Origin of the sequence: Paraburkholderia bonniea (assembly GCF_009455625.1) — a bacterium.
In the GTDB taxonomy this organism is placed as follows: Bacteria; Pseudomonadota; Gammaproteobacteria; order Burkholderiales; family Burkholderiaceae; genus Paraburkholderia; species Paraburkholderia bonniea.
In genome coordinates, this window is the sequence record NZ_QPEQ01000001.1 from 2,487,387 (window position 1) to 2,513,011 (window position 25,625).

Consider the following 25,625-nt stretch of genomic DNA (forward strand, 5'->3'; position numbering starts at 1 on the left):
CAACGACCGCGCCTGGCACGAATCTCACGGTCTCGCTGGATGATGTGGCCGTGCTGATGCCGGTCTTTAACGCCCAGGCGGAGGTTGAACGCACGCTCGCGTCATTTAGCGAAACCACGCTGATCCGGGTGCTGCTAGTTGACGATGGCAGCACGCCGCCGCTGGTCGCGCCGGTACTGCCAGGCATGCTGATCGACGTGCTGCGGCTGGCGCAAAACGGCGGCATCGAACGCGCGTTGCAACGGGGTATCGAGGCCCTCGCGGCAGGCGGCTATCAATACGCGGCGCGCATTGATGCGGGAGATCGGGCGGTGCCTCAGCGGCTCGCGCAGCAACGCGCTTATCTGCAAGCGCATCCTGACGTCGCGGCACTTGGCATGTGGGCCCAGGTCGTAACGCCAGCCAGTCAGCCGCTTTTTATGCTGACGCCACCCACTGCCCCCGCGGCGATCCGCCGGATGCGCTTCATGCGCAGCTGCTTCGTCCATCCGTCGATGATGCTGCGCATCGCGGCCGTGCAGGCCGTGGGCAACTACCGCAACGCCTATCCCGCCGCCGAAGATCTCGATCTGTTCCTGCGTCTGATGGCGCGTTACGACTGCGCCAATCTGGCGCACACCGGCGTGTACTACGAACTAAACGACGGCGGCATCAGCGCGACCCGGCGCCGCCGCCAGATACGCTCGACGCTGCAACTGCAACTGAGCTACTTCAACCCGCTCAATCTTTATGACTGGCTCGGCCTCGTGAAGAATCTGCTGCATCTCGTGACCCCTTATCCGCTGCTGCACCGTATCAAGCGCGTGCTGTTCACTTCACGCGCTGCACGCTCTGCCTCACACGCTGCTTCACGCCACACGGAACCTTAATGCCGTCCCTCGCCCGCTTTATGGCCCTTGCATGAGACCTGCCTCAACCCTTCGCATCAGCCTCGTGTGCAACACCGCATGGGCGATCCATACCTACCGTCACGGCCTGATCCGTACCTTGCTCGCGCAGAAGGTCGAAGTCACCGTGCTGGCACCGCCCGACCGCACTTTCGCGCTGCTAAGCGCAATGGGTTGCCGCTGCATCGCGCTGCCAGTCGCCTCCAAAGGCACGAATCCGTTCGCTGACCTGCGCACGCTTGGCGCGCTGTACCGGCACTATCGCGCGCTCCGGCCAGACCTCGTGTTTCACTACACGATCAAGCCGAACATTTATGGTTCCATCGCTGCCTGGCTGGCACGCGTGCCATCGGTGGCGGTGACTACCGGGCTCGGTTATGTGTTCATCCAGTCCGGGCGCGCCGCGCAAATCGCGCGCCGCCTGTATCGCCTCGCGTTTCGCTTTCCGCGCGAAATCTGGTTTTTGAACCGTGATGACCAGGCCACGTTCCTCGCGCAAAAACTGCTGGCCCATCCGGAACGCGCCCAGTTGCTGCATGGTGAAGGCGTGGATCTCGAACAGTTCGCCTTCAGTGCCTTGCCACCGTCGTCGGCAACATCAGCGTCGGCTCCGTTCGTATTCGTACTAATTGGGCGTTTGCTGTGGGACAAGGGCGTCGCAGAATATGTCACCGCCGCGCGTCAGTTGCGCCCGCGTTATCCGCATGTGCGCTTTCAGTTGCTCGGGCCGGTGGGCGTGGCCAATCCCAGCGCGCTCAGCCGCGCCGACGTCGCAGCATGGGAGCGTGAAGGCTTGATCGAATACCTCGGTGAAGCAGACGATGTGCGCCCCACCATCGCCGCCGCTAGTTGCGTAGTACTGCCGTCGTACCGCGAAGGCGTGCCACGCACACTGATGGAAGCCGCGGCGATGGGCCGCCCGATCGTCGCCACCGACGTGCCCGGGTGCCGCGAGGTGGTCGCCGATGGCGTCAATGGCCTGCTGTGCGAAGCACGTAGTGCCGAGAGCCTCGCGGCAGCGCTGACGCAGATGCTCGAACTGCCTGCCACAGCCCGCCAGCAAATGGCCGAACAGGGCCGGCACAAGGTCACCGCCGAATTTGACGAGCGTGACGTGATCGCGCGCTATCTGGCGTTGATCCAGCGCTTGACTCAGGTCTCACTCCAACCATGAAGCAGGAACACAGCATGCCAATCCAAGGCCAGAGCACGATTCTCGTGACCGGCGGCGCGGGCTTTATCGGCTCGCACACCTGCGTTGAGCTGCTTGAACGCGGCTATGACGTCGTGGTGCTGGACAACCTGATCAACAGCCACCGCGAAGCGCTGCAGCGAGTTGAGCAGATCACCGGCAAAACGCTGACGTTTTACGCCGCAGATGCGCGCGATGAAACCCAGCTAAAGCGCATTTTTTCCACCCACCCCGTGAGCGCCGTGATCCATTTCGCCGCGCTCAAGGCCGTAGGCGAATCGGTCGAACAACCCGTGCGCTACTACCGCAACAACCTCGACAGCCTGTTGGTGCTGCTTGACGTGATGCAAGCGCATGACATCAAGCAACTGGTATTTAGCTCGTCAGCGACGGTCTATGGTGTGCCGCAATCCTCCCCAGTCGACGAATCATTCCCGCTAACCGCGCATAACCCTTACGGCCAGACCAAGCTGATGGCCGAGCAGATTCTGCGTGACGTCGAAGCCGCTGACCCTGCCTGGCGCATCGCCACGCTGCGCTATTTCAACCCGGTCGGCGCACATCAAAGCGGACTGATCGGAGAAAGCCCCGCAGGTGTGCCCAACAATCTGATGCCTTACGTGGCCCAGGTTGCGGCAGGAAAGCGCGAGCGCCTGCGTATTTTCGGCGGCGATTACCCCACGCCCGATGGCACTGGGGTGCGCGATTACATTCACGTGGTTGATCTGGCGCGCGGGCATCTAGCGGCACTCGATGCGCTTGGCCAGCGCAATGCGAGCTTCGTGGTGAACCTCGGCACCGGGCGCGGCTATAGCGTGCTGGATGTCGTGCATGCGTTCGAGCAGGCTAGCGGGTGCGCGATTCCGTATGACATCGTCGCGCGCCGCCCAGGCGATGTTGCCGCGTGTTACGCCAATGCTCACGCGGCAGAACAGCTGCTGGGCTGGCGCGCCCTCTGCGATCTGCCGCAGATGTGCGCCGACCACTGGCGCTGGCAAGCGCTGAATCCCCATGGTTTTGTCTAATTCGCCGTCTTTTTCAGGGTCGCGTCATGCTCAGTTTCGCGTTTGGCTTCATCGTTTCGCTGGCAGTCACGCTGCTGATCGTGCGCTATGCGCATCTGCATGAAAAATTCTCCACGGACACCGATCTAGCTGGCGTGCAGAAATTTCATGTGCGTCCTGTGCCGCGCATCGGCGGCGTCGGCATCTTGCTGGGGCTGGTGGCGTCGGCGCTGCATCTGTACAGCACCTATCCGGCGGTCGCCATCGGCATTCTTGGGCTGAGTGCCTGCGGGCTGCCCGCCTTTGCCTCAGGGCTGACAGAAGACCTGACCAAACGCGTGTCGCCACTGGCGCGGCTGCTGTGCACCATGGCCGCCGCAGCGCTGGCCTACTTCGTGCTGCACATTGGCATCACGCGCATCAGCGTGCCGCCGCTCGACTTTCTGCTGAGCTACCCCGTCATCGCCTGCGCCGTCACAGTGCTCGCCGTGGCCGCGCTCGCCAATGCGGTGAATATCATCGACGGCTTCAACGGCCTGGCTTCGATGGTGGCGCTGATGATGTTTGCCTCGCTGGCCTACGTCGCGTTTCAGGTTTCGGACCCGGTGGTGCTGTCAGCGTCGCTCATCATGATGGGCGCGGTGCTCGGATTTTTTATCTGGAATTTTCCGGCTGGCCTGATTTTTCTCGGTGATGGTGGCGCGTATTTCATTGGCTTCATGCTGGCCGAACTGTCAATCCTGCTGGTGATGCGCAATCACGAGGTCTCCGCGTGGTATCCCGTGCTGCTCTTCATGTATCCGATCTTCGAAACCTGTTTTTCGATCTATCGCAAGAAATTCGTGCGTGGCATGTCACCGGGTATCCCGGACGGCGTGCATCTGCATATGCTGGTCTACAAGCGGTTGATGCGCTGGGTGGTGGGGGCTCGCACCGCGCGCGAACTCACCCGGCGCAACTCGCTCACTTCACCGTACCTGTGGCTGCTGTGTCTCGTCGCCGTCGTGCCCGCCACGCTGTTCTGGCGTCATACGCTGCATCTGTTTGTTTTTGTCGTGGTGTTTGCCGCGACCTATGTCTGGCTATATCTGAGCATCGTGCGCTTTCGCTCGCCTCGCTGGATGGTGGTGCGCAAGGCGCGCCAGGCGGAGGAGAAATAAAAAAAGCGCTGACGCGCTTTTTTTACCTGCCCCCGGGCTTAGCGGGAACCATGCAAGCCATTCACCCCGGCTGGCACGCTTTGCAGCATCGGTGCCAGCATCGGCTGATACTCCGGCACCCAGCGGCGCAAATCGCGGCGCACCTCATCGTCAGTTGGCACCCGGGGCTGCATCAGCCACGGCAGGAGTTCATCGAGCAACGCCAGCGGCACTTCACGCGCCTTGGCGATGCGCAGTTTGGGATGCTCGGTGCGGATGGTGGCTTCGTCGTCGGCCAGCAGCTCTTCATAGAGTTTTTCGCCGGGCCTTAAGCCGGTAAAGATGATCCGGATCTGTTCTTCGCTATAGCCATACAGCCGGATCAAGTCGCGTGCCAGATCGACGATCTTCACCGCCTCACCCATGTCGAGAATGAAAATCTCCCCGCCCCGCCCCATGCTTGAGGCCTGCAACACCAGTTGCGAAGCCTCGGGAATCGTCATGAAAAAACGGGTGATTTCAGGGTGAGTGACCGTGACCGGCCCCCCTTTGGCAATCTGCTGCTGGAACTTGGGAATCACGCTGCCCGCACTGCCCAGCACATTGCCAAAGCGCACGGTTTCGATCTGGGTGCGAGTGGTGCTCTGTTGCAACGCCTGGCAAGTCATTTCAGCCAGACGTTTGCTCGCGCCCATCACGTTGGTCGGGTTGACCGCCTTGTCGGTGGAAATCAGCACCACATGCCGGACGTCATGGCGAATCGCCGCACGCGTCACCCGGTAGGTGCCCAGCACGTTATTGCGCACCGCCTGCCAGGCATTCAGCTCTTCCATCAGCGGCACATGTTTGTAGGCGGCGGCATGAAACAGGATGTGCGGCGTGTGGCGCGACAGCACCTGGTCAAGCAGCAGCGAATCTTTTACATCGCCAATCACTGGGATCACCACGATGCCCGGCGCGTGCTCATGCAGCTCTTCGGTCAAGCGGTACATCGCGTATTCGGATAAATCGAAGGCCACCAGTTGCGCCGGTTCAAAACGCAAAATCTGCCGGCACAATTCCGAACCGATCGACCCGCCAGCGCCGGTCACCATCACGATCCGGTTGCGCAGCAAGGCTTCGACGTGCGGCGTATCAATCTTTACCGGTTCGCGGCCCAGCAAGTCTTCCAGATCAATTTGCCGCACCCGTGACAAAAATGCCTGACCCCGTGTGAGTGGCGTCAGCGCAGGCAGCGTCATCGCTCGCACCCCCGCCCGCACACACAGCGTCGCCACGCGCCGCTGTGCTTCGATCGAGGCCGATGGAATCGCAATGATGACGTCCTCCACCTTGAAGGCTTCGGTGAGCGGCGCGAGCTGGTCGATGGGGCCCAGCACCTTGTAGCCGTAAATTTCGCGGCCATGCTTGGACACGTCGTCATCCAGCAAGCCCACCAGACGCCATTCACTCGAACGCGACAGCTCACGCGCCAGGTTCGCACCCGCCAGCCCGGCCCCCAGCACGACCACCGGCTTGCCTTGTGCGACGAGGCCGCCATACAGATAAAACTCTTTGGCCGCGCGATATAGCGCGCGTGAGCCGCCCATCAGCAAAAACAGAAACAGCGGCGAAACCAGCAACACGGAACGCGGCACGACCGGCACCGGCTGCACCAGCACCGACACCACCATCGCCACCAGCGCCCCGGAAATAACCGCTTTGGAAATTCGCAGCAGATCCGGCAGGCTGGCGAACACCCACATCCCGCGGTAAAGACCAAAAATGCGGAACATCACCGCATAGGTGGGCAGCACCCAGGCAAACGAATGCAGCGCACCCGTTCTGAATTCAAGCGGAACCATACCGTTAAAACGCACGATATAAGCCGTCAACCATGCCGCCACCACCGCGCACAGGTCGAACAGAAAAGCACTGACGGAAAGCCACGAAGCTTTATTTCGAATCATCTTCAGCGCATCTCAAAGGAACAATCAGGAACAATCTCAAATTACTCGGACAAAGACGCCTGATAACGGTGCCAGCGCCGGTCCACTGCCAGGCCAAGCAAGCAGAGCAAGATCATCCACGCGCTCACCACGCACCATTGAATGACCTCAGGGGAATCAAGCAGGTAAAGAGCCAGCATTATGCCTGCTGCCATGACCCCATACCACACGCGTGCCGTGGCTGCATGCCCCATGCCAGAGCGCACCATCCGCTGGTAGTAGTGCTCGCGGTGCGCCTGCCAGAAGCGTTCGCCGCGCAGCAAACGCCGCAGCAAAGTAAGCGACGCATCTGCAATAAACGGCGCAAACACCATCGCAGTGAACCAGAGCGGCCAGACGCCGCGCTGCCAGCCCCAGTAACCCAGCGCCCCGGCCAGAAACCCTAATGGGATTGAGCCCGCATCGCCGAGAAAGATCCGCGCAGGCGGAAAGTTAAAGCGCAAAAAACCCAGCGCGGCCCCTGCCACAGCTGCTGCGCCCCAAGCTAGATCAAGTTCGGCATGGCGGGCGCTGAGCGCCGCCAGCGCATAGCCCGTGAAACCGAAAAAGGCCATCCCGCCCGCCAGGCCGTCCGATCCATCCATGAAGTTGTATAGATTCACCAGCCACAGCAGCAACAGCACGAGACACGCCAGCGCCCACCACGGCACCGGTGCCGGATACAGCGCCACGAACCCCAGCACCGCAACCAGATGAGCCGTGAAGCGCACCCGGGCACTCAGCCCACGGCGATCGTCGATTTGCGACACCACCGCCAGGAACGCCGTGCCTAGCGCCACGCTCCAAAGCGCTGGCGCGACCAGCACCAGCGCGGCCACGGCGCTTGAAATCAGGCCCCAGCCACCCACCCGGGGTGTCGGACGCAGATGCAATGAACGTTCGTTCGGCATATCGGTGGCCAGACGCCACGCCCAGCCGGTCTGTAATAGAAGCCTCAAGATGGCCGCGCTCGCCACGGCTGCCACGACGCCCGTCAGCAGCGCAATCATCCAGCCTGGAGCCGTTGTCGTTGTTAATAAATGCCTCAGCATATCCAGCCTCAATGCGTTGAGCGGTACCAGCGCGCGGTAGCGGCCAGCCCGTCATCAAGTGAGTACGGTGGCCGCCAGCCCAGAACGGTCTGAATCTGCGTCGCGTCGACCTGCAGGCTGCCCGTCAGACGCTCGATCTGTGGCAGGCGGCCTGTGATGCGCCCAGCCAGCAGCAGCGCGGCAGTTGGCACCGGTAACAAACGGGCGGGCCGCTGCAAATGAACCCCTAGCGAGCGCACCAGTTCCGCGACGGTGGGCGCGTGAGGATCGGCCACATGAAAACATGCGCCCGCCGCGCGTGGATCGTTCACACAGCAAGCCAGCGCGTCGGCCAGATTGCCGGCAAAAACCAGGCTGCGTCTGGCTTGAATCGACCCAAGCGGTAACGGCAGACGTTTCCAGACCGCATCCATCAAGTGCAGAAAATTCGCCCGCACTTCAGGGCCATACACCAGCGGCGGCCGGACGATCACGATCTCCAGCCCGCTTTGCACACCGTATTCGCGCAGCGCCTGTTCGGCTTCGAGTTTCGAGCGGCCATAAGCGTCCTGAGGTGATGCCAGCGTGCGCTCGCTTAATGGCTGCCCACCGTCGCTTTCCGCAACGGCCTTGATGCTGCTGACAAACACCAGACGCCGCGCGCCCTGGTTGCGCGCCGCCTGCGCGACACGCAGCGCGCCAGTCACGTTGGTGGCACGAAACGCGGCGTCGGGGTCGAGCGCTTCATCGTGCAGTTGATGCACCCGCGCCGCGAGATGCACGACGCAATCCACCGCCACATCAACGGGCCATGCAGCGCTAATGCCGGCGAAATCCGCACGCTCATCCACCCACTCCCGCACCCCGTTCACGCCAACCCCGGCGTGCCGCACCAGACCTGTCACCGTGTGGCCTGCCTCGAGCAGCACGCGGCATAGCGCGCGTCCGACAAAACCATTGGCCCCTGTCACCAGAATTGCGCTCATAACCACTTCCAGCCAAACCGGTTAAAAAACCTGAACGCCGACGCGGCGAACCGGCGAATATGCGCCAGCCCTTTACGCGCGGCACCGCCGCCATGGTGCAGCACGCGCACAGCGGGAACATAGGCCACGCGCGCCTGGTCGTGAGCGCGCAGGCTCAAGTCGTAGTCTTCGAAATACAGGAAATAGCGCGGATCAAAGCCGCCCAGTGCTTGCAGCACGTTCGTGCGGAACAGCATGAAACAGCCGCTCACAATCGCCGGGTCCCAAACGATATCCCGCTCGTTAATCACCTCGCGCATTTCATATCGGGCCAGACGGCGTGCAAAACACGCACGCCAGCGCGCCGGTAAAAAGCCTCTGACCAGCAGATCGAACAACGCGGGATAACGGCGGCACAGGTATTGCAACTGCCCGTGTTCATCCACCACACGCGGCGAAAGCAAACCCGCTTCCGGATGCTGGGCAAAAAAGCGCAAGGCCTCGCTCAGCCCATCGGGATCAAGCACCACATCGGGATTGAGCACCAGATGAAACCGTGTCTGGGTGCCCTCAAGCGCGAGGTTATGGCCACGGCCGTAGCCCACGTTGCCATGCCCGGTCATGACGCGGCACGCAATGCCCTGCTGACGCAGTGCGCCGAGCAGCTCATCGGCCCCCGTCAGGCCGCCGTTATCCACGAGACAAAGCTCAACTGACGCATCCGGCTTCAAGGCCTGCCAGCAGCGGCAGGCGGCAGCGAGACTCTGCAGTGTTGCCGCCAGCAAGGCCAGGTCAGGCCGGTAGACGACAACCGAAACAGACAGACTGTCGATGTCGGGGTTGGCCGTGCGGAGATCGGTCATAGGGGAGGTAAAAGACATATCGAAGCGGTGCGCACTAAAAGCAGGGTGTCGTTTGGCCACCCTGCACGATAAGTTCATGCCCTGCAGCACCAGAGGCAGATCCCGTTTTTATTTTTTCTGCAGAAAACGGGGGGATGGGCAGCACCGTTTTCGCCAACGGCATGCGCAAAACGTAGAGTTTAACCGGCAAGAGGACTAAAAAGGGCACGCTAGGCCTCACGTCGAATACCGGTGACGGCCAACTTTCACGCTTACGCTTCGACGCTCAGCCATCGTCATCAACCGCTAGAAAGCAAATGAACTAGATGAGCCATAAAGCAGCTTCAGTCATGGCGAAGCAGGAATTAAAAATGCACAAAAATGATGCTATTATTTCCCGTTCTGAACCTGGAGTAATGCCGCTTCTATTTCGCACAATTATTACAACCATTACTACAAAAATGAAATAGCCCAGCATTTCGCGCAAATGTTGTTTAACCGGAGCAGTTAAGCATGGCCGCTATCTTTTCTGAAAAATATTCAAATGTCCACTGTCCATGTTGCGACATGCAGGGAACGCTCACTAAATATCAGGATCGCATTGATGCGCATGGCCATGAAGTCGAAATAGCAACCTGCATGTATTGCACCTCTCTGGTTAATATCACTGACTTGCTGAGTGTGATAAAAACCGGAAACAACACTGATGTCCAGAAAACGGGATCTGAAGAGTTTTATCAGGTCACCAGCGAAATTCTGGGAACGATAAAAAATCGCGTCGCACAAGCCACGCCAATTATTGATTTCGCCCTGGCAAATTTGCCGCCGGATTTTCGCCGCGTTTCATTCATGGATTTCGGTGCGGGCATGGGCTTTACGACTGCCGCTGGGGCCCTCCAGTTCGAGCAGGCATTCGCTATCGAATACAACACGGTCGCGCTTGAAAAACTGCTCCCGCACTTCGAGAAATCCGAAAACATCAAAATATGCACTGACCTGGATCAGGTCAAAGCCGGCATTGATCTGGTAACCATCTGGCATACGATCGAGCATATGCCAAACGCTCAAGCCGAGCTGAAAATCATTAGAGAAAAATTAAGCGATAACGGCGCAATGTTACTTCAGTGCCCGATGTTCAAGGCAGATTATGTCGTTTATAGCCATTATTTCTTCCTCAATGAATTTGCCTGCCGGGCAATGTGTGAACGCGCTGGGTTTAAAGACATTCAGGTGTGGTTCGATAAAGAAGCTGAATTTATTACCTGCCTGGCGCGAAAAGCACAAACCAGAACCAGCCCTGCATGGCACATACCCGATGAAATTAATCCACTCAATTCTGAAATTATTGCAGCACGACAGAAAATGGAAGAAATTCATACGCAATTAATCGAGGCCCAACGGGATATACAAACCTCGCACGAGGAGCTGGAGGCATCACACCAGCATCTTGAGAGAATGCTCAACTCCCTGTCATGGCGCGTTACAGCACCACTGCGCACGCTTAGACGATATTTAAAACTCTAAAGAAAACACCCCGGAGCGCTGGATAAATGTCCAGCGCTCCGGGGTGAAGTGCACCTGCAATACCGCCGATGCAACTCAAGATTCGCTTAAATCTGCTTGCATAGCTTTTGCATGACCATGTGGCCGAAGATCGCGTGAATGTCTTCCGCCAGTTGCATGTCGTCAATATCGGCCCACACCACGTGCTGGGCCAACTCCTTCAGTTTGCCGCCGCGGTAGCCGCACAGGCCAAGCGTCACCGCACCGTTATCGTTCGCGTACTGCACCGCGCGCACGACATTTTCTGAATTGCCGCTACCGGAAATGGCCAGTACCAGGTCGCCTGGCTGAAGAATATTCTTCAACTGCTCAATGAAAATATCTTCGAAAGAAATGTCGTTACCGTAGGCCATCACCAGGCCCATGTTGTCCACTAGCGAACGGCCCCGGAATGGCTTGCCGCCACCGTACATAAATACGCTTTTATTCCAGTCGGTGATGAAGTGCAACGCGGTCATTGAACTGCCGCCATTGCCAAGCGTAATGATTTGACGGCCTTGCTGCCACGCATCCGCCACCACGCCGATTGCATCGTCAATCTGTTTACGGTCAATCGTCGCCAGCATGGCGGACAGCTTGGTGAGATAGGTCTCTGCTACGCCAGTGTATGCACTCATGTAAAGCTCCTGGATGTTGCCGCGCAATGTTAATGATAAAAAATGATTCTGCTTCCGAGCGGCTCAAAGCCCACGTCTACCGGACTCAGTTCCGGGAGGGCATGCTTGATGCGCTCATGCGATTCAGGCGGGGCATACAGCATCAGAAAACCGCCTGCCCCCGCACCGAGAATTTTTCCGCCTTTGGCTCCTGCGGCCCGCGCAGCATCGTACCAGCCATCAATATCGGACGTACTGATCCCCGTCGTGATGCTTTTTTTCAGCATCCAGTTTTCGTGAAGGATGTCGCCAAAAGCGTCGATATTGTTGCGTTGCAGTTCATCGCACAGCGTATAGGTCAAGCCAACCATCTTGACCAGGGTCTGATGTTTGCGCTCGTCACTGGTGATGTCTTCGGATTGCTGCTTCAACAGCGCCGATGCGCTGCGCGTGATGCCGGTGTAAAAAACCAGAATGTGCTGCTCGAGTTTTTTGATGGTCATCGGCTCGCAGATCACCGGCGTCACCACCACCGAATCGTCCGGCCGGAACTCCATCAGGTTAAAGCCGCCGTAGGCCGCTGCGTACTGGTCCTGACGTCCAATCGGCTCGCCGCAAATGTCGATCTCGATGCGGCAGCTATCCGCGCCCAGTTGCTCACTGGAGACATAACGTCCCTTATAGGCATTGAGCGCATGCAGCAAACCCACCGTAAAAGAGCTCGACGAGCCGAGCCCGGTTCCTTTCGAGGGAATGTCTGCGATGGTCGTAATCTCAACGCCGCCGTCGATGTTCAGATATTCCATCGACGCGCGCACCAGCCGATGCTCGATCTGCCGCACACTCGACACTTCTTCGTTCTTCGAATAAGCGATACGAATGCCGCTGTCGAACTTCTTGTTGACGTTGACATACACGTACTTGTCGATCGCGGTGCTCAACACGGCTCCGCCTTCTTTGCGGTAAAACGCAGGGAGATCGCTTCCGCCGCCGACAAAGCTCATCCGCAGAGGAGTTCGGCTAATTATCATCAGTGGTATTCCTAATATTTTCTGGGTGCGCCACGGCACGTGGGAGCGAGATTCGTGGCGCTTGACCCGCCGCCGCGAGCAAGACCGGCACTTCATCCACCAGCCGCTGCGCATACACCGCTTCTGCCGCTTCCTGCGTCAAGCCGCGCTGCAGATACGCGCGAATCACGCGCTCACGCCTCGAAGGCTCATCGATTTCAACGAAAAAACGCTGGCTTGAGGTGGCCGGAACGGCCGCATGAAAGGCCATGATCCCTTCAACAAGCACCACATCATCTGGCCCGATGGCAATGGTCTGCGCCGCTTTGATCTGCTCGCGCCGCAGCTTGAGATACGCCGGCAGCACCACTTCGGCAGGCCGGGTTGACGGCTCAGCAAGGGTTTCGAGCAAGCTACGCAATGCGGGCAAATCATGCCGGCCCAGCACCCCTTCCGTGCGCGCTGGTTCGTCAAGCAACCAGCGATCCGTGCTCAGCACCTGCGCCTTCATATTTCTGCGCTGCAGCGCATACCTGAGCGCATTGGCAAAAGTTGTTTTGCCGCTGCGCGACTGGCCCGCAATATAAACAATCTCGCCCGGGCGTAAATGCTGCGCGATTTTATCGCATTGACTAGAAAGCGCTGGGTAGAGGTCAAGCATGAAATCGACCGCAGCCGTCAGATCGGGCACGGTGAAATCCGGCTCTGCCCGGTATTTCTGGTCCAGCCCGGCATAACCGGTTTCAACCAGAATCGACTTCAACCCTGCGCGCTGGGCGGTCAGCATATCGGTTGAGGTATCGCCGACAAACCATGAGCGCGCTCGCTCGATATTCAACTCGCTCACCGCCTGATCGACCATGCCAGTGCTGGGCTTGCGGCACGAACAGGCAAATTTCAGCTCGGGCACTTCGCCCTCAAAGCCCTTGTCGGGATGATGGGGGCAGTAGTAAAGCCGGTCGATGTACGCGCCCATCCGCCCCAGCAAAGTCTCCATCTTGTTGTGGATCTGCCGCAATTCGTCGAGCGTGCATTCGCCTCGCGCCACCACCGGCTGGTTGGTCACCACACAGCAGCGGTACTCGGCCTGGTTCAGACGCCGGATCGCCTGCTCAACGCCCGGCAGCAACTCGAACTGGGCCGCGCTGTGCAGGTGATCGACTTCCTGGTTGAGCGTGCCATCCCGGTCGAGGAACACCGCAGCCTGAGGCTGGCTCAGCGCCGCGCGCGCGATCTTTCCCGACAGCAAATCAGCCGACACCTTGTCGAGGCGCGCTGGCGTGCCGCTATCCTTGATGTACTCCGGGCTGTTGTAGCCACGCAGGACCAAACCGCGCGCCAGCATCTGCGGGAACAAATCCTTGCCGAAATCGAACATGCCCTGCTGCTCGCGCCACCCTTCCAGCGACGCCTTACGCACCCAGTAAAGCGCTGCATTGACCAGATTCGGGTAGTACCGCGAAGCATCGTGCGGATAGGGATAGAAGCGCTGCACCCGGCCGGTTTCGTCAACGTCGACCAGATCCGAATCGTGAGGATGATCGTTCGGATGCAGAAAAAGCGTTGCGGCTGTTTCCGGCATCGCTGCATGAAAAGCATGAAACCGGTCGAAATCGACTTCCAGCATCGTGTCGCCGTACATCACGAGAAACTCTTCGGCCAGCACATCGAGCACATTCAGCACCGCACCCGCCGTGCCACGCGCCTCGCCTTCATCGATGCATTGAACCGCGAGCCCCCAGTTAGCGTTGGCGCGGCAAAACTCCACGATCTGCTCGGCACGATAGTTGACGAGCACCACCACATCGGTAAAGCCAAACTTTTTTGCCAGCAGAATTTGCCGCTCAAGCAATGGCATGCCGCAAATATCCACAAGGGGTTTAGGCCGGTCTCCGAGACGCTCGCGCAGGCGGGTGCCCTTTCCGCCCGCCAGGATGACGACCTGCTTCATGCCTGCGACTCTTGCGCGACGATTTGCCCGATGGCTTTGCGGACCGCCTCCACCGATTTGAGCTTGGGCTGCCAGCCCAGCGCACGGAGCTTGTCGATGGAATAGCAAAAACGCGGCACGTCTCCGACCCAGCCCTTGTTGCCTTCGCCAAAGGTGATCTGCGCCGATGGCGCGGCAGCGCGCACCACTTCTTCGGCAATAAAGCGTACCGTGACGCCTTCGTCATCCACGCCGACGTTGAAGTAATTCAGCCGGTCTTTGGCATGCGTGCGGATGTACAGCATCGCATCCACCAGTTCCTCAACATGCAGATACGATTTTTGCTGCGTCCCGTTGCCGAGCACGGTGAGGTTGTCAGGCGTCGCATGCAGCTTGCGTACGAAATCGAGCATCACGCCGTGCGTCGCGGGCACACCAATCACGTTAGGGAAACGGTAGATGAACACTTCTTTCAGGTAGCTCTCAGCAGCCGCACTGATCGCCACTTCTGAAGCCAGTTTCATCGCGCCATAGTTCGAAATAGGCAGTAGCGGGCCGATATCTTCGACGAGCGGGGCTGAACCCAGATCGCCGTAAATCGCTGAGCTGGAAGCAAATGCCAGCATGCCGATTTCAAGCGACTTCATGATTTCCAGCGTATTGAAGGTCGTCATGAACGTGTCACGCAGATCAACGTTGGCGTCGTTCACACCAGCAGGAATGTCCGAATTAGCCGCGAGGTGCCACACCTCGGTGACGGGATCGCGGGCATGAAACGCCTCGAATGCCGTGCGGTATGCGGCCAGATCAGCCATGTCGACCACGCTGAACGCAAAACGCGGATTGGCCGACACGGCCGCCAGATTTTCACGCCGCCCACGGCACAGGTTGTCCACGCCAAAGACAGTCTGGCCCTGCTCCAGCAGGGTCTGCGCCAGATTGCAGCCTACAAAGCCGGCCACGCCGGTAATCAATACGCTCATAATTTCCAGACCATTGACATTGAAAATAACTACGCGGGCAACGGCCCGTTGCCCGCGCTTTTATCCCAGCCCACCGCGGTGGTTATGCGGCAGCAGCTGGGGACGACGACTCAGGTACGACTTCAGGTGCGACACGGGCCAGAACCAGGCTTTCAATCCGGCGCGCCATTTCCTCTTCCGAAGGGAACTGGCCAACAAACGCCAGCCCGGCTTCACGACGCCGGGCTAGTTCATCCGGATTGGCGAGCAGCGCGGCCAGATCAAGCGCCATTTTTTCCGGCAACGGATTCGCCAGCAGCGCGATGTCCTGCCGGCCGCCGTAGTTCACCTCGTTATCGCCGCGCGCCAGATCGACCACCGGCAAACCGCACGCCATCATCTCGTATGGAATCAGGCTTGGATTAGTGGTGGAAAACGCCACGCCCACATCGCCGTTCGAATACATCTGCGCGAGATCATCAAGCGTCGGCAGCACTTCGCGGAACGTAATGGGGAAGTCGTAGTTCTGCTTGCTCGCATTTTTTGAGCCGAACATGATGATCTCGACCTCGGGGCACAAGCGGTGAAATTCCCTTAGCGCCATCACGCCGAGCTCAAAACAGCGGCGAGGCATTTCGGGCTTGGCGAAGAACACCACGTTCTTGCGCGCATAGGTGCGAGCCCGGGGATAGTAGACATCGCGGTCAACCGGAAAACGGAAATGATCGGCCTGCGCACCGTAATCACGCTTAAGCAGCACCTCGCACCATGGGCCGGAGGTGATGTGATACAGGCCAAGCCGGTAGGTGTTTTCCGCCAGCACGTATTCGGTGCTCATCGGTGCAAAAGCGGGTTCGAAATCCTGCACGAAATACATGATTTCCTTCACGACGTCGCGGCCTTTCAGGGCCGCGCTCACCGTTGACCAGTGCGTCGCAAACACCACATCGGCCGGATGAATCATGCCGTTGAACAGATAGACCGGACAGTCGAGCGGATAAAAATGCTTGTTAATCAGCTCTTTCAGCGTATGCGGATCTTGCTCGGTGCCTACGAAGTACAGCGTAATCTGGTGCCCAAACTGGCTCAGGAAATACGCCGCACGCAGGATATTCCGGTGGCCGCCGCCGCCAATAATCAGCCCAGGAATCACCCATGAAATACGTAACCGCCCGGGCAAAAGCGCAGGAGACGGCACCTTGCTGATCCCGCTTGTTTCGGGCTCGGACAGGCCGTACACCTGAGCCGCTTGCCGCGCGACCTGATTAATGGAGTACTGCTCAAGCGCCCGTTTGTGAGCTTCCTGTCCAATCTGGGCGCGTAGCGCGGGCGACGTCACGAGGCTCTCCAGGCTCTCGCGCCACTGCGCTGGCGTGCTGACACAGTAGCCCGAGACGCCATGCTCAATAGCCCGCTCAAACGTATCGGTCGAGCTGGCGATGGTCGGCACCCCAAGCAACCCGGCTTCGAAATATTTAAGCTCGCTCTTGCCATGACAGAACGGACTGGTGATATCGAGCGGCGCGAGGTTGATATCCACCTCTTGCAACACCTGCAGCATCACCTGATAGGGCTGAAAATCGAACCGCTCAATCCGCTTGCCAAACTGTGACCAGCGCTCTTCGAGTCCCAGGTAACCCACGATGCGCAGCACGGTTTCCGGGTGCGCTTCCATCGTGGCAAAAAGTGCATCCGCGCATTGAGCAAAGTCTTTCTGGTGCGTCCGGCTGCCGCTGAAATATCCGATCCGGACACACTCACGCGGCGTCACAACCTGCTGCGCCAGCTCTTCGGCAATGCGCAACTGCTCCGTGTTCAACGAGTTCGGAATAAGCATTGCCTCCTTGCCCAGCAGCGCGACCTGCTGACGCAGATAGTCGGTCGGCAGTGTCACAAGATCAGCGCGCAGCAATAGTTCACGGTACTGGTGAACGCCTTCGATGTATTGCGCTTGCTCCGCGGGGCTCAGCAGACGGAAGCCGTCAATCTGGCCGATGATTGACGGATCGAACACCAGATCATCAACGTCGAACACCACCTTGATGCCGCGAACGTTGGCATAACGCAGAAATTCATCCGTACCGTGCGCCTCGAACGGTGCGCGAAACAGCACCACCACGCGGCTTTTAACGTTACAGCGCGCGATTTCTGCGAGGTCCGAAAAAGGCATCACATGAACCTGATAACCCAGGTCACGCAAACCTTCGGCGATGTTATAGACCCGATAGCGCTTCGATTCCCCTTCCCAGCACCCAATCGCCATCACGACATCAAATTTCTGGTTCGTTAGCAAAGAGGCAAGAGGTTGCGTCTGCGCGTACTGGACGCTCTGGCCACTACCGCCTGCATGCCCCCGAGCGTCCAGCCGGCGCTTGAGCGCACCCAGCAGTGCCCGCGTGCCATGCTGGTGCCAATATTCCAGCGCCCGGCGGCCAACGCGGAGTGGATATTTAAACCGACGCCCTACCGCCCGGTAAGGCGCAGTCAGCCTCCAGCTTCTCGATGCCTGTACCTGCTTCAGGACATCCGCGACATAACCCGCTTCACTTCGCTCCCATTCAAATTCACGGCGCAAGTCCTGCAACTCCTGGAGCAGCAGCCGAGTCGATATATCGGACCCGGCAAAGCCCGATGCAACTGCTCGCTTGTGCGCAAGCGGTACCAGCTGCTGCTCGCTACCCAAGTCTCTGGCGAGTTTCTCCAGGCTTTTGCTCAATTGCAGAATGTGCTCATCCGTCGCCAGCAATTTCTGGTGCGCTTCGGCCAGCGACGCAGTGAACACCTCTGGACGGGGCAGCAGATCATCCTGGCGCGCACCTGATGCGGCACGTGAATCGCTCTGCATTTTTTTCAGAACGTCGACCCCGTGTTCAAACCGCTTCACGTAGGCCCCGTTATTCGGCAATACCCCGGATTGAGCGGTGGTTTGAGCGGTGGTTTGCACGGAACCGGCACTAGACGACTTCAGCGCCACCGCGATCAGATAACTGGCCTGCTGCAGCTCACAGGGTTCTTTCAAGCGCAACGCATGCTCCAGCACCTGGGGCGGATGGTCGCTGATGAGCGACGAAAAATGATTGTTGGTGAAGAAAAACTGAACCTCGGGAAAGCGCTGCTCAAGCAGCTTGCGCAACGTGTCGAGCGAGAATGCCGGGGTATCGGACTGGCTGTGCTTTGGCTCAAGCGCGCGCGACATTGACAGCAGCAAAACGCCATCGTCTTTCAACGCCCGGTGTATCCGCTGAATAACGGCAGCGGGCTCAGCAACATGCTGAATCAATTCAAAGCACGTGACGACATCGAATTGCTCAGCAAACTGAAAGCTGTCTGCTGCCGCCACATCAAAGCGAACGTTGGGGTGTGCATAAACCGTTTTTGCCTGCGCAATGGCCTCAGCCGAAAGATCGAATGCGACAACTTGCTTCGCCCCCGCCTCAGCCAGCCAGTGCGAACCATAGCCCACGCCACAGCCAACATCCAGCACGCTTTTGCCGCCGGTCCACTGGGAAGCAAACACATAGCGGGCAAGGTGTTCCTGGTACATTTTTCCTGCGAACGTCGGCTCGCAATGGGCAGCGTCAGAAACGATGCGTTCGCCGGTAAATTGATTCATCTGCGATTTCCTCGGTACATAATTCCGTGCTCGTTTTAGAGACCCGGCGGCTATACGCCAGTCAACGATCAGGCTTTCTCGCGGAGTAGAAACTTTAATACTTCAGAATAAATATTAAAGAGAGTGAAATGTGGGGCGCACTTGATCAAAGCAGCAAAATATTTAAAGCGTCTCACGCTATTCTGATGAGCCTTGATCTCCGCGGCATGACGCTCAAGAGGCAAAAACGGCGTCATGGCAATAGTCCACATGAGTCGGCTAACGCTCCAGCCACATCGCCCACACAACTGAAATCCGCTACAAAAAGGCAACCATTACCTGACGTTGCCGCAGACAAGAGCGACGCGGATTATACCTTACGCACCCCATTCGGCACGGCTGGGCGCACACTCGCAGACCCGTTGAAACGGCGCTATGCCGGGTTAAAAACCTACATCCTGCCAAGGCATTTTCTGCTAGCCATGCGGATTAATCTGAATGCAATAACCTGGGCCAAATCAAGCAGAAATACCTCTCGATCAATAACCACGGGTGATAAATCAGCGGCCAGCACCAATGCCAACCCGTCCTTCCATCACACGTCATCGTGGCCGGTAAGCACCGAGCCGGCCGCGCCAGCCATCGCACACTCCGCGCCACACCATCAACAGATGCTCGCTGCGGCGTGCCGGAAAAAAACAGTAAAGCACCACGCGAACCGGTAATTTGACTAGCTCCGTCGTCTTCCAGGTAAGCGGCATCGAAGCACGCTTTATCAGCGCAATCACATTTCTGAACTGGTAATAGTGGCGCAATGGCCCATGCATCGGATAAGCGCGACCGAAAATTCGCACGGGTTCGCCGCCAAGTTCATGAGTCATCTTCACCCACGGCACGCCCAGCACCCGAAAACCTTTCGCCTTGGCCCGCACGCACCATTCCAGATCAACAAAGTCGATGAATAGCGCGTCGTCCATCGGGCCAATCTCCCGCCAATAGCGCAGATTGATGCACGAGCCAGAAGAAATCAGGAAATCAACGTCGATCGGCTCGCGGCCGTCAGGGACGATCCGCGTCAGCTTGCCCCAGCCAAAGCGGACAAAAGGTGCCACGCCGCGCAAACGGGCGTCGCTATAGGCAGGTCCGGCGAGCGCGACACGCTCATCTTTTGTGTTCGCGGCCTGGATCAGTTGTGGCAAGTCCTGCAGCAATATGGCCGGTGGATCGCTATCCTGGTCGAACACGATGGCGCTCTCGAAACCAGCCTGAATCAGCCGCTCAACGCCCTGGTTGATTGCCGTCGCAATGCCATGGTTTGCACCATTCGGGACATAGGTAACAGCAGCAGACAGGCCCAGTTCAGCTTGCTCCAGCATGAGCGGCGTGTTGTCGATCACGATGCAAGGCATAGCCGCTGCCAGCCGGTTGGCGCGCTCGATACAAGCCGCATCCGGGTGATAAAAAATGACGACCGCGCCCGCGCGCGGAGAGGTGCTCAACGCTCCGCCATGCACAGGCGCAACGCGTCGCGCCAGTCAGGTGCCTGCACGCCAAACTGGCTGGTCAGCCGGGCGTTCGACAACCGGGAGTTGGCGGGACGGACTGCCGGTGTCGGATAGGAAGCCGAAGCAATAGCTTTGACGCGAGGCCTGTTTGTCATGCCAGACATCTCAAAGATAGCTTCCGCGAAACCGTGCCACGACGTTGAGCCCGAAGCATTCAGGTGATAAATCCCGTGATGCTCATGCCACCACTCATCCCACGCCGCACCGCGCCCTACCGCCTGGGCCAGCACATGCGCGCTCAGCACCGCGACCGTGCGCGACCAGGTAGGCGCACCCAGTTGATCCATCACGACACAGAGTTCGTCACGTTCGGCACCAAGGCGAAGCATCGTTTTCAGGAAATTCTTGCCGCGCAAACCGTACACCCAGCTCGTGCGAAAAATCAGATGCGCGCCGCCCACTGCCTGGATCGCCTGCTCGCCTGCCAGCTTGCTTTTGCCGTAAACGTTCTGCGGTGCAACGGCATCGTTCTCGGTGTAGGGCACCGTGCCAGAACCATCAAATACGTAGTCCGTCGAGTAATGAATCAGCGCAGCACCAAGGCGCTTTGCCTCTTCCGCCAGCACGCCTGGCGCGTGAGCGTTGACCTGGAATGCGGCGGCGGTATCGCTCTCGGCCTGATCGACTGCGGTGTACGCGGCAGGGTTCACGATCAGGCTGGGCTGGAGCTCGCGCACGACCCGGCGAATCTGGTCTGGATCAGACAAATCAAGGCGACTCCGGTCAAGCGCCACCACGTTCCCGAGCCCTTGCAAACTGCGCATCAGTTCGAAACCAACCTGGCCACCCACGCCGGTCAGCAAGATAGTGCGGGGTTCACGCATCGTCATCGAATGCCTCATGAAAAACAGTCAGCTTCAGACAGACGCTTGCCCGCCGCATCTTTGACCGCCAGCAACGGCTCGAAGTCGATGGGCCATTCGATGCCAATCTCGGGATCGTTCCAGACCAGGCTGCGCTCGTGCTCGGGAAACCAGTAATCAGTGGTCTTGTAAAGAAACTGCGCGGACTCCGACAACACCACGAAGCCATGCGCGAAACCTGGCGGCACCCAAAGCTGGCGATGATTTGCTGCAGATAGGGTGACCCCGGCCCATCGGCCAAAACTCGGTGAGCTTTTGCGAATGTCGACAGCGACATCGAATACTTCGCCTTCAACGACACGAACCAGCTTGCCTTGAGCGTGTTCCACCTGGTAATGCAGCCCGCGCAAAACACCGCGCGCCGAACGGGAGTGGTTATCCTGGACAAACTCGACCCCGGCTTGCACATGAGCGGAGAACTCACGCGCATTGAAGCTTTCGTAGAAATACCCTCGGGCATCACCGAAAACCTTCGGTTCGATAATTTTGACTTCAGGAAGCGTGGTAGCAGTTACTTGGATGGCCATGCGACTTGGTCCGTAAGAAGGTTTTGCAGATATTGCCCGTAAGCATTTTTCGCCAGCGGTTGCGCCAGCCGCAAAAGCTGTTCGCCATCAATCCACTGCTGCCGGTATGCAATCTCTTCCGGACAGGCCACCACCAGACCCTGGCGCTTTTGCAAGGTGGCGATAAAGGTGGCGGCGTCGATCAGCGAATCATGCGTGCCCGTATCCAGCCACGCATAGCCGCGCCCCATGATCTCGACATTGAGCAGGCCATTGGCCAGATAGCGGGAATTGATATCGGTGATTTCAAATTCACCGCGTGGCGACGGCTTGATTTCGGCCGCGATATCGCACACCTGGTTGTCGTAGAAATACAGCCCGGTCACCGCATAGTTCGAGCGCGGCTGAGCAGGCTTTTCTTCGATTGAAAGCGCACGGAATTGCGCATCAAATTCGACTACGCCGTAGCGCTCCGGATCATGCACGTGATAAGCGAATACCGTCGCGCCCTGGTCTACCTGATCGGCACGCTCAAGCTGCTTTACCAGATCGTGACCATAAAAAATATTGTCGCCAAGAATCAGTGCGGAAGGATCGTGGCCGACAAACTCGCGGCCAATCACGAAAGCCTGGGCCAGGCCATCCGGCGAAGGCTGCACCGCGTACTGGATATTCATGCCCCAGAGGCTGCCGTCGCCGAGCATCGCCTCAAAGCGCGGCGTATCCTGCGGCGTCGAAATAATCAGGACATCACGAATGCCCGCCACCATCAACGTAGCAAGCGGGTAATAAATCATCGGTTTGTCGTACACCGGCAGCAACTGCTTCGATACGACATGGGTGATCGGATACAGCCGCGTACCGGATCCGCCCGCGAGAATAATGCCTTTGCGCGCCATAGCTGTGCCTTATGCGCGTTGCGCGTAGTTAGTCTCAACCCATTTGCGGTAATCGCCCGACGCCACTTCGTCAGCCCACGCCTGGTTGTCGAGGTACCACTGAACCGTTTTTGCCATACCGGTTTCAAAGGTTTCGGCGGGCTTCCAGCCCAGTTCGCGCTCCAGCTTGCGTGCGTCTATCGCGTAGCGCCGGTCATGGCCCGGGCGATCCGTGACATAGGTAATCTGATCGCGGTAAGAACCGGCTGACTTCGGCCGGCGCTGGTCGAGCAGATCGCACAGCGTATGCACCACGTCGAGATTTTTCTTCTCGTTCCAGCCGCCGATGTTGTAGGTTTCGCCCGGCTTGCCGCGCGCGAGCACTTCGCGGATCGCACTGCAGTGGTCCCCGACATACAGCCAGTCGCGCACGTTCTGGCCATCGCCATAAACCGGGAGCGGCTTGCCTGCGAGCGCATTGGCAAGCATCAGGGGAATCAGCTTTTCGGGGAACTGGTACGGACCGTAGTTATTCGAGCAGTTGGTCGTCAGTGTCGGCAAGCCATAGGTGTGGTGATAGGCGCGCACGAGATGGTCGGAGCCCGCCTTGGTCGCCGAATAAGGGCTGTTAGGCGCGTATGGCGTGGTTTCCGAGAACTGCGGGTCGGTGGCGTTGAGCGAGCCGAACACTTCATCGGTCGATACGTGCAAGAAGCGGAACGCCGCCTTGTCAGCTTCACCCAGCGTGTTCCAGTAACTACGGGCCGCCTCAAGCAGCGTGAACGTGCCGACCACATTGGTTTGCACGAAATCTGCCGGGCCATGAATCGAGCGGTCGACATGGCTTTCGGCAGCAAAATGCAGCACCGCGCGCGGCTTGTGCTCAGCAAACAGACGATCAAGCGTGTCACGGTCGCAAATATCTGCGCGCACAAAAATATGCCGGGGATCGTCTTGCAGCGACTTCAAGGTTCTCAAGTTGCCCGCGTAGGTCAGCTTGTCGGCGTTCAAAACCGGTTCGTCGGAGGCATTCAACCAGTCAAGTACGAAATTGGCACCGATAAAACCAGCGCCGCCCGTTACCAGAATCATGGAATTCCCTTCTAGAAATGCGTGACAGTGGTGTCCCGAGCGGTCCTTCCGTCACTTTGAATGGTGAAACGCAGATCTTGTGCCCCGCCCGGCAACGTCTTGAATAGCCGGAAACCAGGGAGCAAACGCGTGATATTGACGAAGCCGGGATTATAAAGCCGGAGCGGATAAAACCAGAAACACAAACCGGGCTAGATCGCGCCTCTGCACCTGCTAGCCGGAGAACCGCGCAAGACAGCACGTTAGAATGTGCGGCTTGCCTGCCCCTGGCCCTTGGCCGCCGCCCGATGACTGCTCCCCCGCACCTCACCCCTGCCCCACTCGCCTTCGGTGACCTGCAAGGCTGCCACACCCCGTTCCAGCAACTCCTCGCCAAAGCCGCGCCATCTGCCGAGACGCCCCTCTGGTTCGCAGGCGATATCGTCAATCGCGGGCCGGAGTCACTCGCTACGTTGCGCGCTCTGCGCTCTTTCGGTGAGCGCGCGGTGGTGGTTCTTGGCAATCACGACTTGCATTTGCTGTCAGTTTCAGCAGGCATCCGAAGCCTGAAAAAGGGCGACACGATCAGCGACATTCTGGCCGCGCCCGATGCCGCCGAGCTGTTGCACTGGGTCCGGCACCGGCCCATCGCGCATTACGCCAACAACTTGTTACTGGTGCATGCAGGCGTGCTGCCGCAATGGGATGTGGCACTCACGCTGGAGCTCGCCGAAGAACTGCAACGCGCATTGCGTGCGCCAGACTGGAAAGAGACGCTGGCAGGCCTGTACGGCAACACGCCCAATCAGTGGAGCGACAAGCTAAAAGGCATCGAGCGCATGCGGCTGACATGCAGCGCGCTGACACGGATGCGTTTTTGCAATGCAGATGGCGTGATGGATTTCACCACGAGCGGCGGGCTTGACTCCGCCCCCCCGGGCTATTTCCCGTGGTTCGACGTGCCTGGGCGGAAAACCGCCAGCACCACCGTCGTATTTGGCCACTGGGCCGGACTCGGGCTGACCCTGCGTGACAATCTGATCGGGCTTGATTCAGGCTGTGTGTGGGGCAATCAGTTGTCAGCGGTGCGGCTGGCGCGTGTCCCCGCAGAACGGCAACTGACTCAGGTTGACTGTCCAGGCTGCCGTGCACACAGCGCCTAAATTAAGTCTTCTTGCAGCGCATCGGCCCGGCCGGCCCCCGCCCGCTTAGGCGAGCAAGTCATGTGGCAGCGCCGGCGGCACAGCATCATTCGGGCTAGCCGACTGCCCCGCGTCATCCTGCGCCCCCTCCCCCGCACGCGCCTGCAAACTGCCGAGCGCAGCACCGACTGCCGCCTGGGCGCGCGCCGCAAGCTGACGCCGGTCGACACCCGCCTCAAGCGGTTCACCGATATGCAGATGCACAGTCAACGGCCCCTCGCGCAGCACCGCATCAAGCGAAGTCGAGAGCGACATCTCACCGATATAAGCGGGCGCGGTGGATTGCCTGCCATTGGCGTCTTCATACATCAGGCAGACCGGCTGCACCGGGCAAGATGCCGAAACAGCCGCCTGCAGCAAATTCGCATGAAACGGCAGCAGCGCGTGGCCCGACGACGTGGTTCCTTCTGGAAACAGGCACATCCGCTCGCCCGCCGTCAGCCGGGCGGCCAGGTCGTGCATGATGCGTTGCGCGTCGCGGCGTTTTTCACGCTGGATGAACACCGTGCCCGCCTGCTGTGCCAGCCAGCCAACAATCGGCCAGGCGCGAACCTCCGCCTTCGAGACAAACGGTGTCGGCCGCCACGCATTAATCACGCAGATATCGAGCCATGACACGTGATTGCTCACCATCAGCACGCCATGATCGAGCCGGGCGGCATCGTGATGCACCACCAGACGCATGCCGCACAGCCGTAACACCCCCAGCGACCACGCCTGGTTGATCGCTTGCCGCTGCGCATCGGAGGCCTGCGGAAAACGCGTTGCGACCAGCCACATACCGCGCAGCAAATGGAGCACGAGCCGCACCTTGCGCCATCTGGGCTTCATCTTTTGAGTACTAAGGTGTGGCACGTGCG

The 25,625-nt window shown here is 59.0% G+C and carries 21 protein-coding genes; 6 read left to right on the forward strand and 15 right to left on the reverse strand.

The genetic code is table 11. The features are described 5' to 3' along the window. Positions 1 to 56 precede the first annotated feature (56 nt). From GH656_RS10985 to GH656_RS11000, 4 genes are read left to right on the forward strand one after another with little or no spacing between them, the layout of a single operon-like run. Positions 57 to 869: a glycosyltransferase gene (locus GH656_RS10985; protein WP_246184305.1), complete on the forward strand. Its 813-nt coding sequence runs from the start codon at positions 57 to 59 to the stop codon at positions 867 to 869. A gap of 31 nt (positions 870 to 900) precedes the next feature. Beyond that, positions 901 to 2,061, forward strand: coding sequence for a glycosyltransferase family 4 protein (locus GH656_RS10990; RefSeq protein ID WP_153075910.1), 1,161 nt, complete (start codon positions 901 to 903; stop codon positions 2,059 to 2,061). Positions 2,062 to 2,075: 14 nt separating this feature from the next. Further along, the gene (gene galE, locus GH656_RS10995) at positions 2,076 to 3,104 is read left to right on the forward strand and encodes a UDP-glucose 4-epimerase GalE (RefSeq protein ID WP_425495859.1); all 1,029 of its coding nucleotides are present in this window, start codon (positions 2,076 to 2,078) and stop codon (positions 3,102 to 3,104) included. 26 nt (positions 3,105 to 3,130) lie between these two features. Then, positions 3,131 to 4,243 carry an MraY family glycosyltransferase gene (locus tag GH656_RS11000; RefSeq protein ID WP_153075911.1) on the forward strand — a complete coding sequence of 371 codons (1,113 nt, stop codon included), beginning with the start codon at positions 3,131 to 3,133 and terminating at the stop codon, positions 4,241 to 4,243. A 38-nt stretch (positions 4,244 to 4,281) separates the two neighbouring features. On the opposite strand, the gene GH656_RS11005 is transcribed toward GH656_RS11000, so the two are convergent. Genes GH656_RS11005 through GH656_RS11020 form a run of 4 tightly spaced genes read right to left on the reverse strand, consistent with a single transcriptional unit; the run spans position 4,282 to position 9,048 of the window. Then, positions 4,282 to 6,171 (reverse strand): polysaccharide biosynthesis protein, encoded by a 1,890-nt coding sequence (locus tag GH656_RS11005; protein ID WP_153075912.1) that lies wholly within the window; start codon positions 6,169 to 6,171, stop codon positions 4,282 to 4,284. A 41-nt stretch (positions 6,172 to 6,212) separates the two neighbouring features. Further along, the gene (locus GH656_RS11010) at positions 6,213 to 7,241 is read right to left on the reverse strand and encodes an MraY family glycosyltransferase (RefSeq protein ID WP_153075913.1); all 1,029 of its coding nucleotides are present in this window, start codon (positions 7,239 to 7,241) and stop codon (positions 6,213 to 6,215) included. 8 nt (positions 7,242 to 7,249) lie between these two features. Then, on the reverse strand, positions 7,250 to 8,206 hold the full coding sequence (locus GH656_RS11015) for a UDP-glucose 4-epimerase family protein (RefSeq protein ID WP_153075914.1): 957 nt from the start codon (positions 8,204 to 8,206) through the stop codon (positions 7,250 to 7,252). Next, entirely contained in the window at positions 8,203 to 9,048 is an 846-nt protein-coding gene (locus tag GH656_RS11020) for a glycosyltransferase family 2 protein (protein WP_153076652.1), read from the reverse strand. Before GH656_RS11020 ends, GH656_RS11015 begins: the two co-directional genes overlap by 4 nt. 492 nt (positions 9,049 to 9,540) lie before the next feature. On the opposite strand from GH656_RS11020, the gene GH656_RS11025 reads away from it, so the two are divergent. Further along, complete coding sequence (locus GH656_RS11025) at positions 9,541 to 10,551, forward strand: methyltransferase domain-containing protein (protein ID WP_153075915.1); 1,011 nt, start codon at positions 9,541 to 9,543, stop codon at positions 10,549 to 10,551. 86 nt (positions 10,552 to 10,637) lie between these two features. On the opposite strand, the gene GH656_RS11030 is transcribed toward GH656_RS11025, so the two are convergent. The 10 genes from GH656_RS11030 to rfbB form a co-directional block, all read right to left on the reverse strand. Next, a complete protein-coding gene (locus GH656_RS11030) occupies positions 10,638 to 11,207 on the reverse strand; it encodes an SIS domain-containing protein (RefSeq protein ID WP_153075916.1) in 570 nt (189 codons plus the stop codon). Positions 11,208 to 11,236: 29 nt separating this feature from the next. Then, positions 11,237 to 12,217 (reverse strand): GHMP family kinase ATP-binding protein, encoded by a 981-nt coding sequence (locus GH656_RS11035; RefSeq protein ID WP_153075917.1) that lies wholly within the window; start codon positions 12,215 to 12,217, stop codon positions 11,237 to 11,239. Next, on the reverse strand, positions 12,207 to 14,147 hold the full coding sequence (locus GH656_RS11040; protein ID WP_153075918.1) for an HAD-IIIA family hydrolase: 1,941 nt from the start codon (positions 14,145 to 14,147) through the stop codon (positions 12,207 to 12,209). Before GH656_RS11040 ends, GH656_RS11035 begins: the two co-directional genes overlap by 11 nt. Beyond that, positions 14,144 to 15,109 (reverse strand): NAD-dependent epimerase/dehydratase family protein, encoded by a 966-nt coding sequence (locus GH656_RS11045; RefSeq protein ID WP_153075919.1) that lies wholly within the window; start codon positions 15,107 to 15,109, stop codon positions 14,144 to 14,146. The genes GH656_RS11040 and GH656_RS11045 overlap by 4 nt, the downstream gene beginning before the upstream one ends. An 82-nt stretch (positions 15,110 to 15,191) precedes the next feature. Continuing rightward, a complete protein-coding gene (locus GH656_RS11050) occupies positions 15,192 to 18,701 on the reverse strand; it encodes a rhamnosyltransferase WsaF family glycosyltransferase (protein ID WP_153075920.1) in 3,510 nt (1,169 codons plus the stop codon). 581 nt (positions 18,702 to 19,282) lie between these two features. Continuing rightward, on the reverse strand, positions 19,283 to 20,194 hold the full coding sequence (locus GH656_RS11055; protein WP_153075921.1) for a glycosyltransferase family 2 protein: 912 nt from the start codon (positions 20,192 to 20,194) through the stop codon (positions 19,283 to 19,285). Further along, on the reverse strand, positions 20,176 to 21,075 hold the full coding sequence (gene rfbD / locus GH656_RS11060; RefSeq protein ID WP_153075922.1) for a dTDP-4-dehydrorhamnose reductase: 900 nt from the start codon (positions 21,073 to 21,075) through the stop codon (positions 20,176 to 20,178). The genes GH656_RS11055 and rfbD overlap by 19 nt, the downstream gene beginning before the upstream one ends. 8 nt (positions 21,076 to 21,083) lie before the next feature. Then, positions 21,084 to 21,635, reverse strand: coding sequence for a dTDP-4-dehydrorhamnose 3,5-epimerase (gene rfbC, locus GH656_RS11065; protein ID WP_153075923.1), 552 nt, complete (start codon positions 21,633 to 21,635; stop codon positions 21,084 to 21,086). Continuing rightward, positions 21,620 to 22,513: a glucose-1-phosphate thymidylyltransferase RfbA gene (gene rfbA, locus GH656_RS11070; protein ID WP_153075924.1), complete on the reverse strand. Its 894-nt coding sequence runs from the start codon at positions 22,511 to 22,513 to the stop codon at positions 21,620 to 21,622. Before rfbA ends, rfbC begins: the two co-directional genes overlap by 16 nt. 9 nt (positions 22,514 to 22,522) lie before the next feature. Next, a complete protein-coding gene (gene rfbB, locus GH656_RS11075) occupies positions 22,523 to 23,584 on the reverse strand; it encodes a dTDP-glucose 4,6-dehydratase (RefSeq protein WP_153075925.1) in 1,062 nt (353 codons plus the stop codon). A gap of 287 nt (positions 23,585 to 23,871) precedes the next feature. Between rfbB and GH656_RS11080 the strand changes: the two genes are divergently transcribed. Continuing rightward, positions 23,872 to 24,726: a symmetrical bis(5'-nucleosyl)-tetraphosphatase gene (locus tag GH656_RS11080; RefSeq protein WP_153075926.1), complete on the forward strand. Its 855-nt coding sequence runs from the start codon at positions 23,872 to 23,874 to the stop codon at positions 24,724 to 24,726. Between the two features lie 45 nt (positions 24,727 to 24,771). On the opposite strand, the gene GH656_RS11085 is transcribed toward GH656_RS11080, so the two are convergent. Then, positions 24,772 to 25,596: a lysophospholipid acyltransferase family protein gene (locus GH656_RS11085; protein WP_153075927.1), complete on the reverse strand. Its 825-nt coding sequence runs from the start codon at positions 25,594 to 25,596 to the stop codon at positions 24,772 to 24,774. Positions 25,597 to 25,625 lie beyond the last annotated feature (29 nt).

Excerpts from the sequence above, each read along its gene's own strand:
- GH656_RS10985 (WP_246184305.1), top strand. The coding sequence starts at position 57 with ATGCCGGTCTTTAACGCCCAGGCGGAGGTTGAACGCACGCTCGCGTCA.
- GH656_RS10990 (WP_153075910.1), top strand. The coding sequence starts at position 901 with ATGAGACCTGCCTCAACCCTTCGCATCAGCCTCGTGTGCAACACCGCA.
- galE (WP_425495859.1), top strand. The coding sequence starts at position 2,076 with ATGCCAATCCAAGGCCAGAGCACGATTCTCGTGACCGGCGGCGCGGGC.
- GH656_RS11000 (WP_153075911.1), top strand. The coding sequence starts at position 3,131 with ATGCTCAGTTTCGCGTTTGGCTTCATCGTTTCGCTGGCAGTCACGCTG.
- GH656_RS11005 (WP_153075912.1), bottom strand. The coding sequence starts at position 6,171 with ATGATTCGAAATAAAGCTTCGTGGCTTTCCGTCAGTGCTTTTCTGTTC.
- GH656_RS11010 (WP_153075913.1), bottom strand. The coding sequence starts at position 7,241 with ATGCTGAGGCATTTATTAACAACGACAACGGCTCCAGGCTGGATGATT.
- GH656_RS11015 (WP_153075914.1), bottom strand. The coding sequence starts at position 8,206 with ATGAGCGCAATTCTGGTGACAGGGGCCAATGGTTTTGTCGGACGCGCG.
- GH656_RS11020 (WP_153076652.1), bottom strand. The coding sequence starts at position 9,048 with ATGACCGATCTCCGCACGGCCAACCCCGACATCGACAGTCTGTCTGTT.
- GH656_RS11025 (WP_153075915.1), top strand. The coding sequence starts at position 9,541 with ATGGCCGCTATCTTTTCTGAAAAATATTCAAATGTCCACTGTCCATGT.
- GH656_RS11030 (WP_153075916.1), bottom strand. The coding sequence starts at position 11,207 with ATGAGTGCATACACTGGCGTAGCAGAGACCTATCTCACCAAGCTGTCC.
- GH656_RS11035 (WP_153075917.1), bottom strand. The coding sequence starts at position 12,217 with ATGATAATTAGCCGAACTCCTCTGCGGATGAGCTTTGTCGGCGGCGGA.
- GH656_RS11040 (WP_153075918.1), bottom strand. The coding sequence starts at position 14,147 with ATGAAGCAGGTCGTCATCCTGGCGGGCGGAAAGGGCACCCGCCTGCGC.
- GH656_RS11045 (WP_153075919.1), bottom strand. The coding sequence starts at position 15,109 with ATGAGCGTATTGATTACCGGCGTGGCCGGCTTTGTAGGCTGCAATCTG.
- GH656_RS11050 (WP_153075920.1), bottom strand. The coding sequence starts at position 18,701 with ATGAATCAATTTACCGGCGAACGCATCGTTTCTGACGCTGCCCATTGC.
- rfbD (WP_153075922.1), bottom strand. The coding sequence starts at position 21,075 with ATGACGATGCGTGAACCCCGCACTATCTTGCTGACCGGCGTGGGTGGC.
- rfbC (WP_153075923.1), bottom strand. The coding sequence starts at position 21,635 with ATGGCCATCCAAGTAACTGCTACCACGCTTCCTGAAGTCAAAATTATC.
- rfbA (WP_153075924.1), bottom strand. The coding sequence starts at position 22,513 with ATGGCGCGCAAAGGCATTATTCTCGCGGGCGGATCCGGTACGCGGCTG.
- rfbB (WP_153075925.1), bottom strand. The coding sequence starts at position 23,584 with ATGATTCTGGTAACGGGCGGCGCTGGTTTTATCGGTGCCAATTTCGTA.
- GH656_RS11080 (WP_153075926.1), top strand. The coding sequence starts at position 23,872 with ATGACTGCTCCCCCGCACCTCACCCCTGCCCCACTCGCCTTCGGTGAC.
- GH656_RS11085 (WP_153075927.1), bottom strand. The coding sequence starts at position 25,596 with ATGAAGCCCAGATGGCGCAAGGTGCGGCTCGTGCTCCATTTGCTGCGC.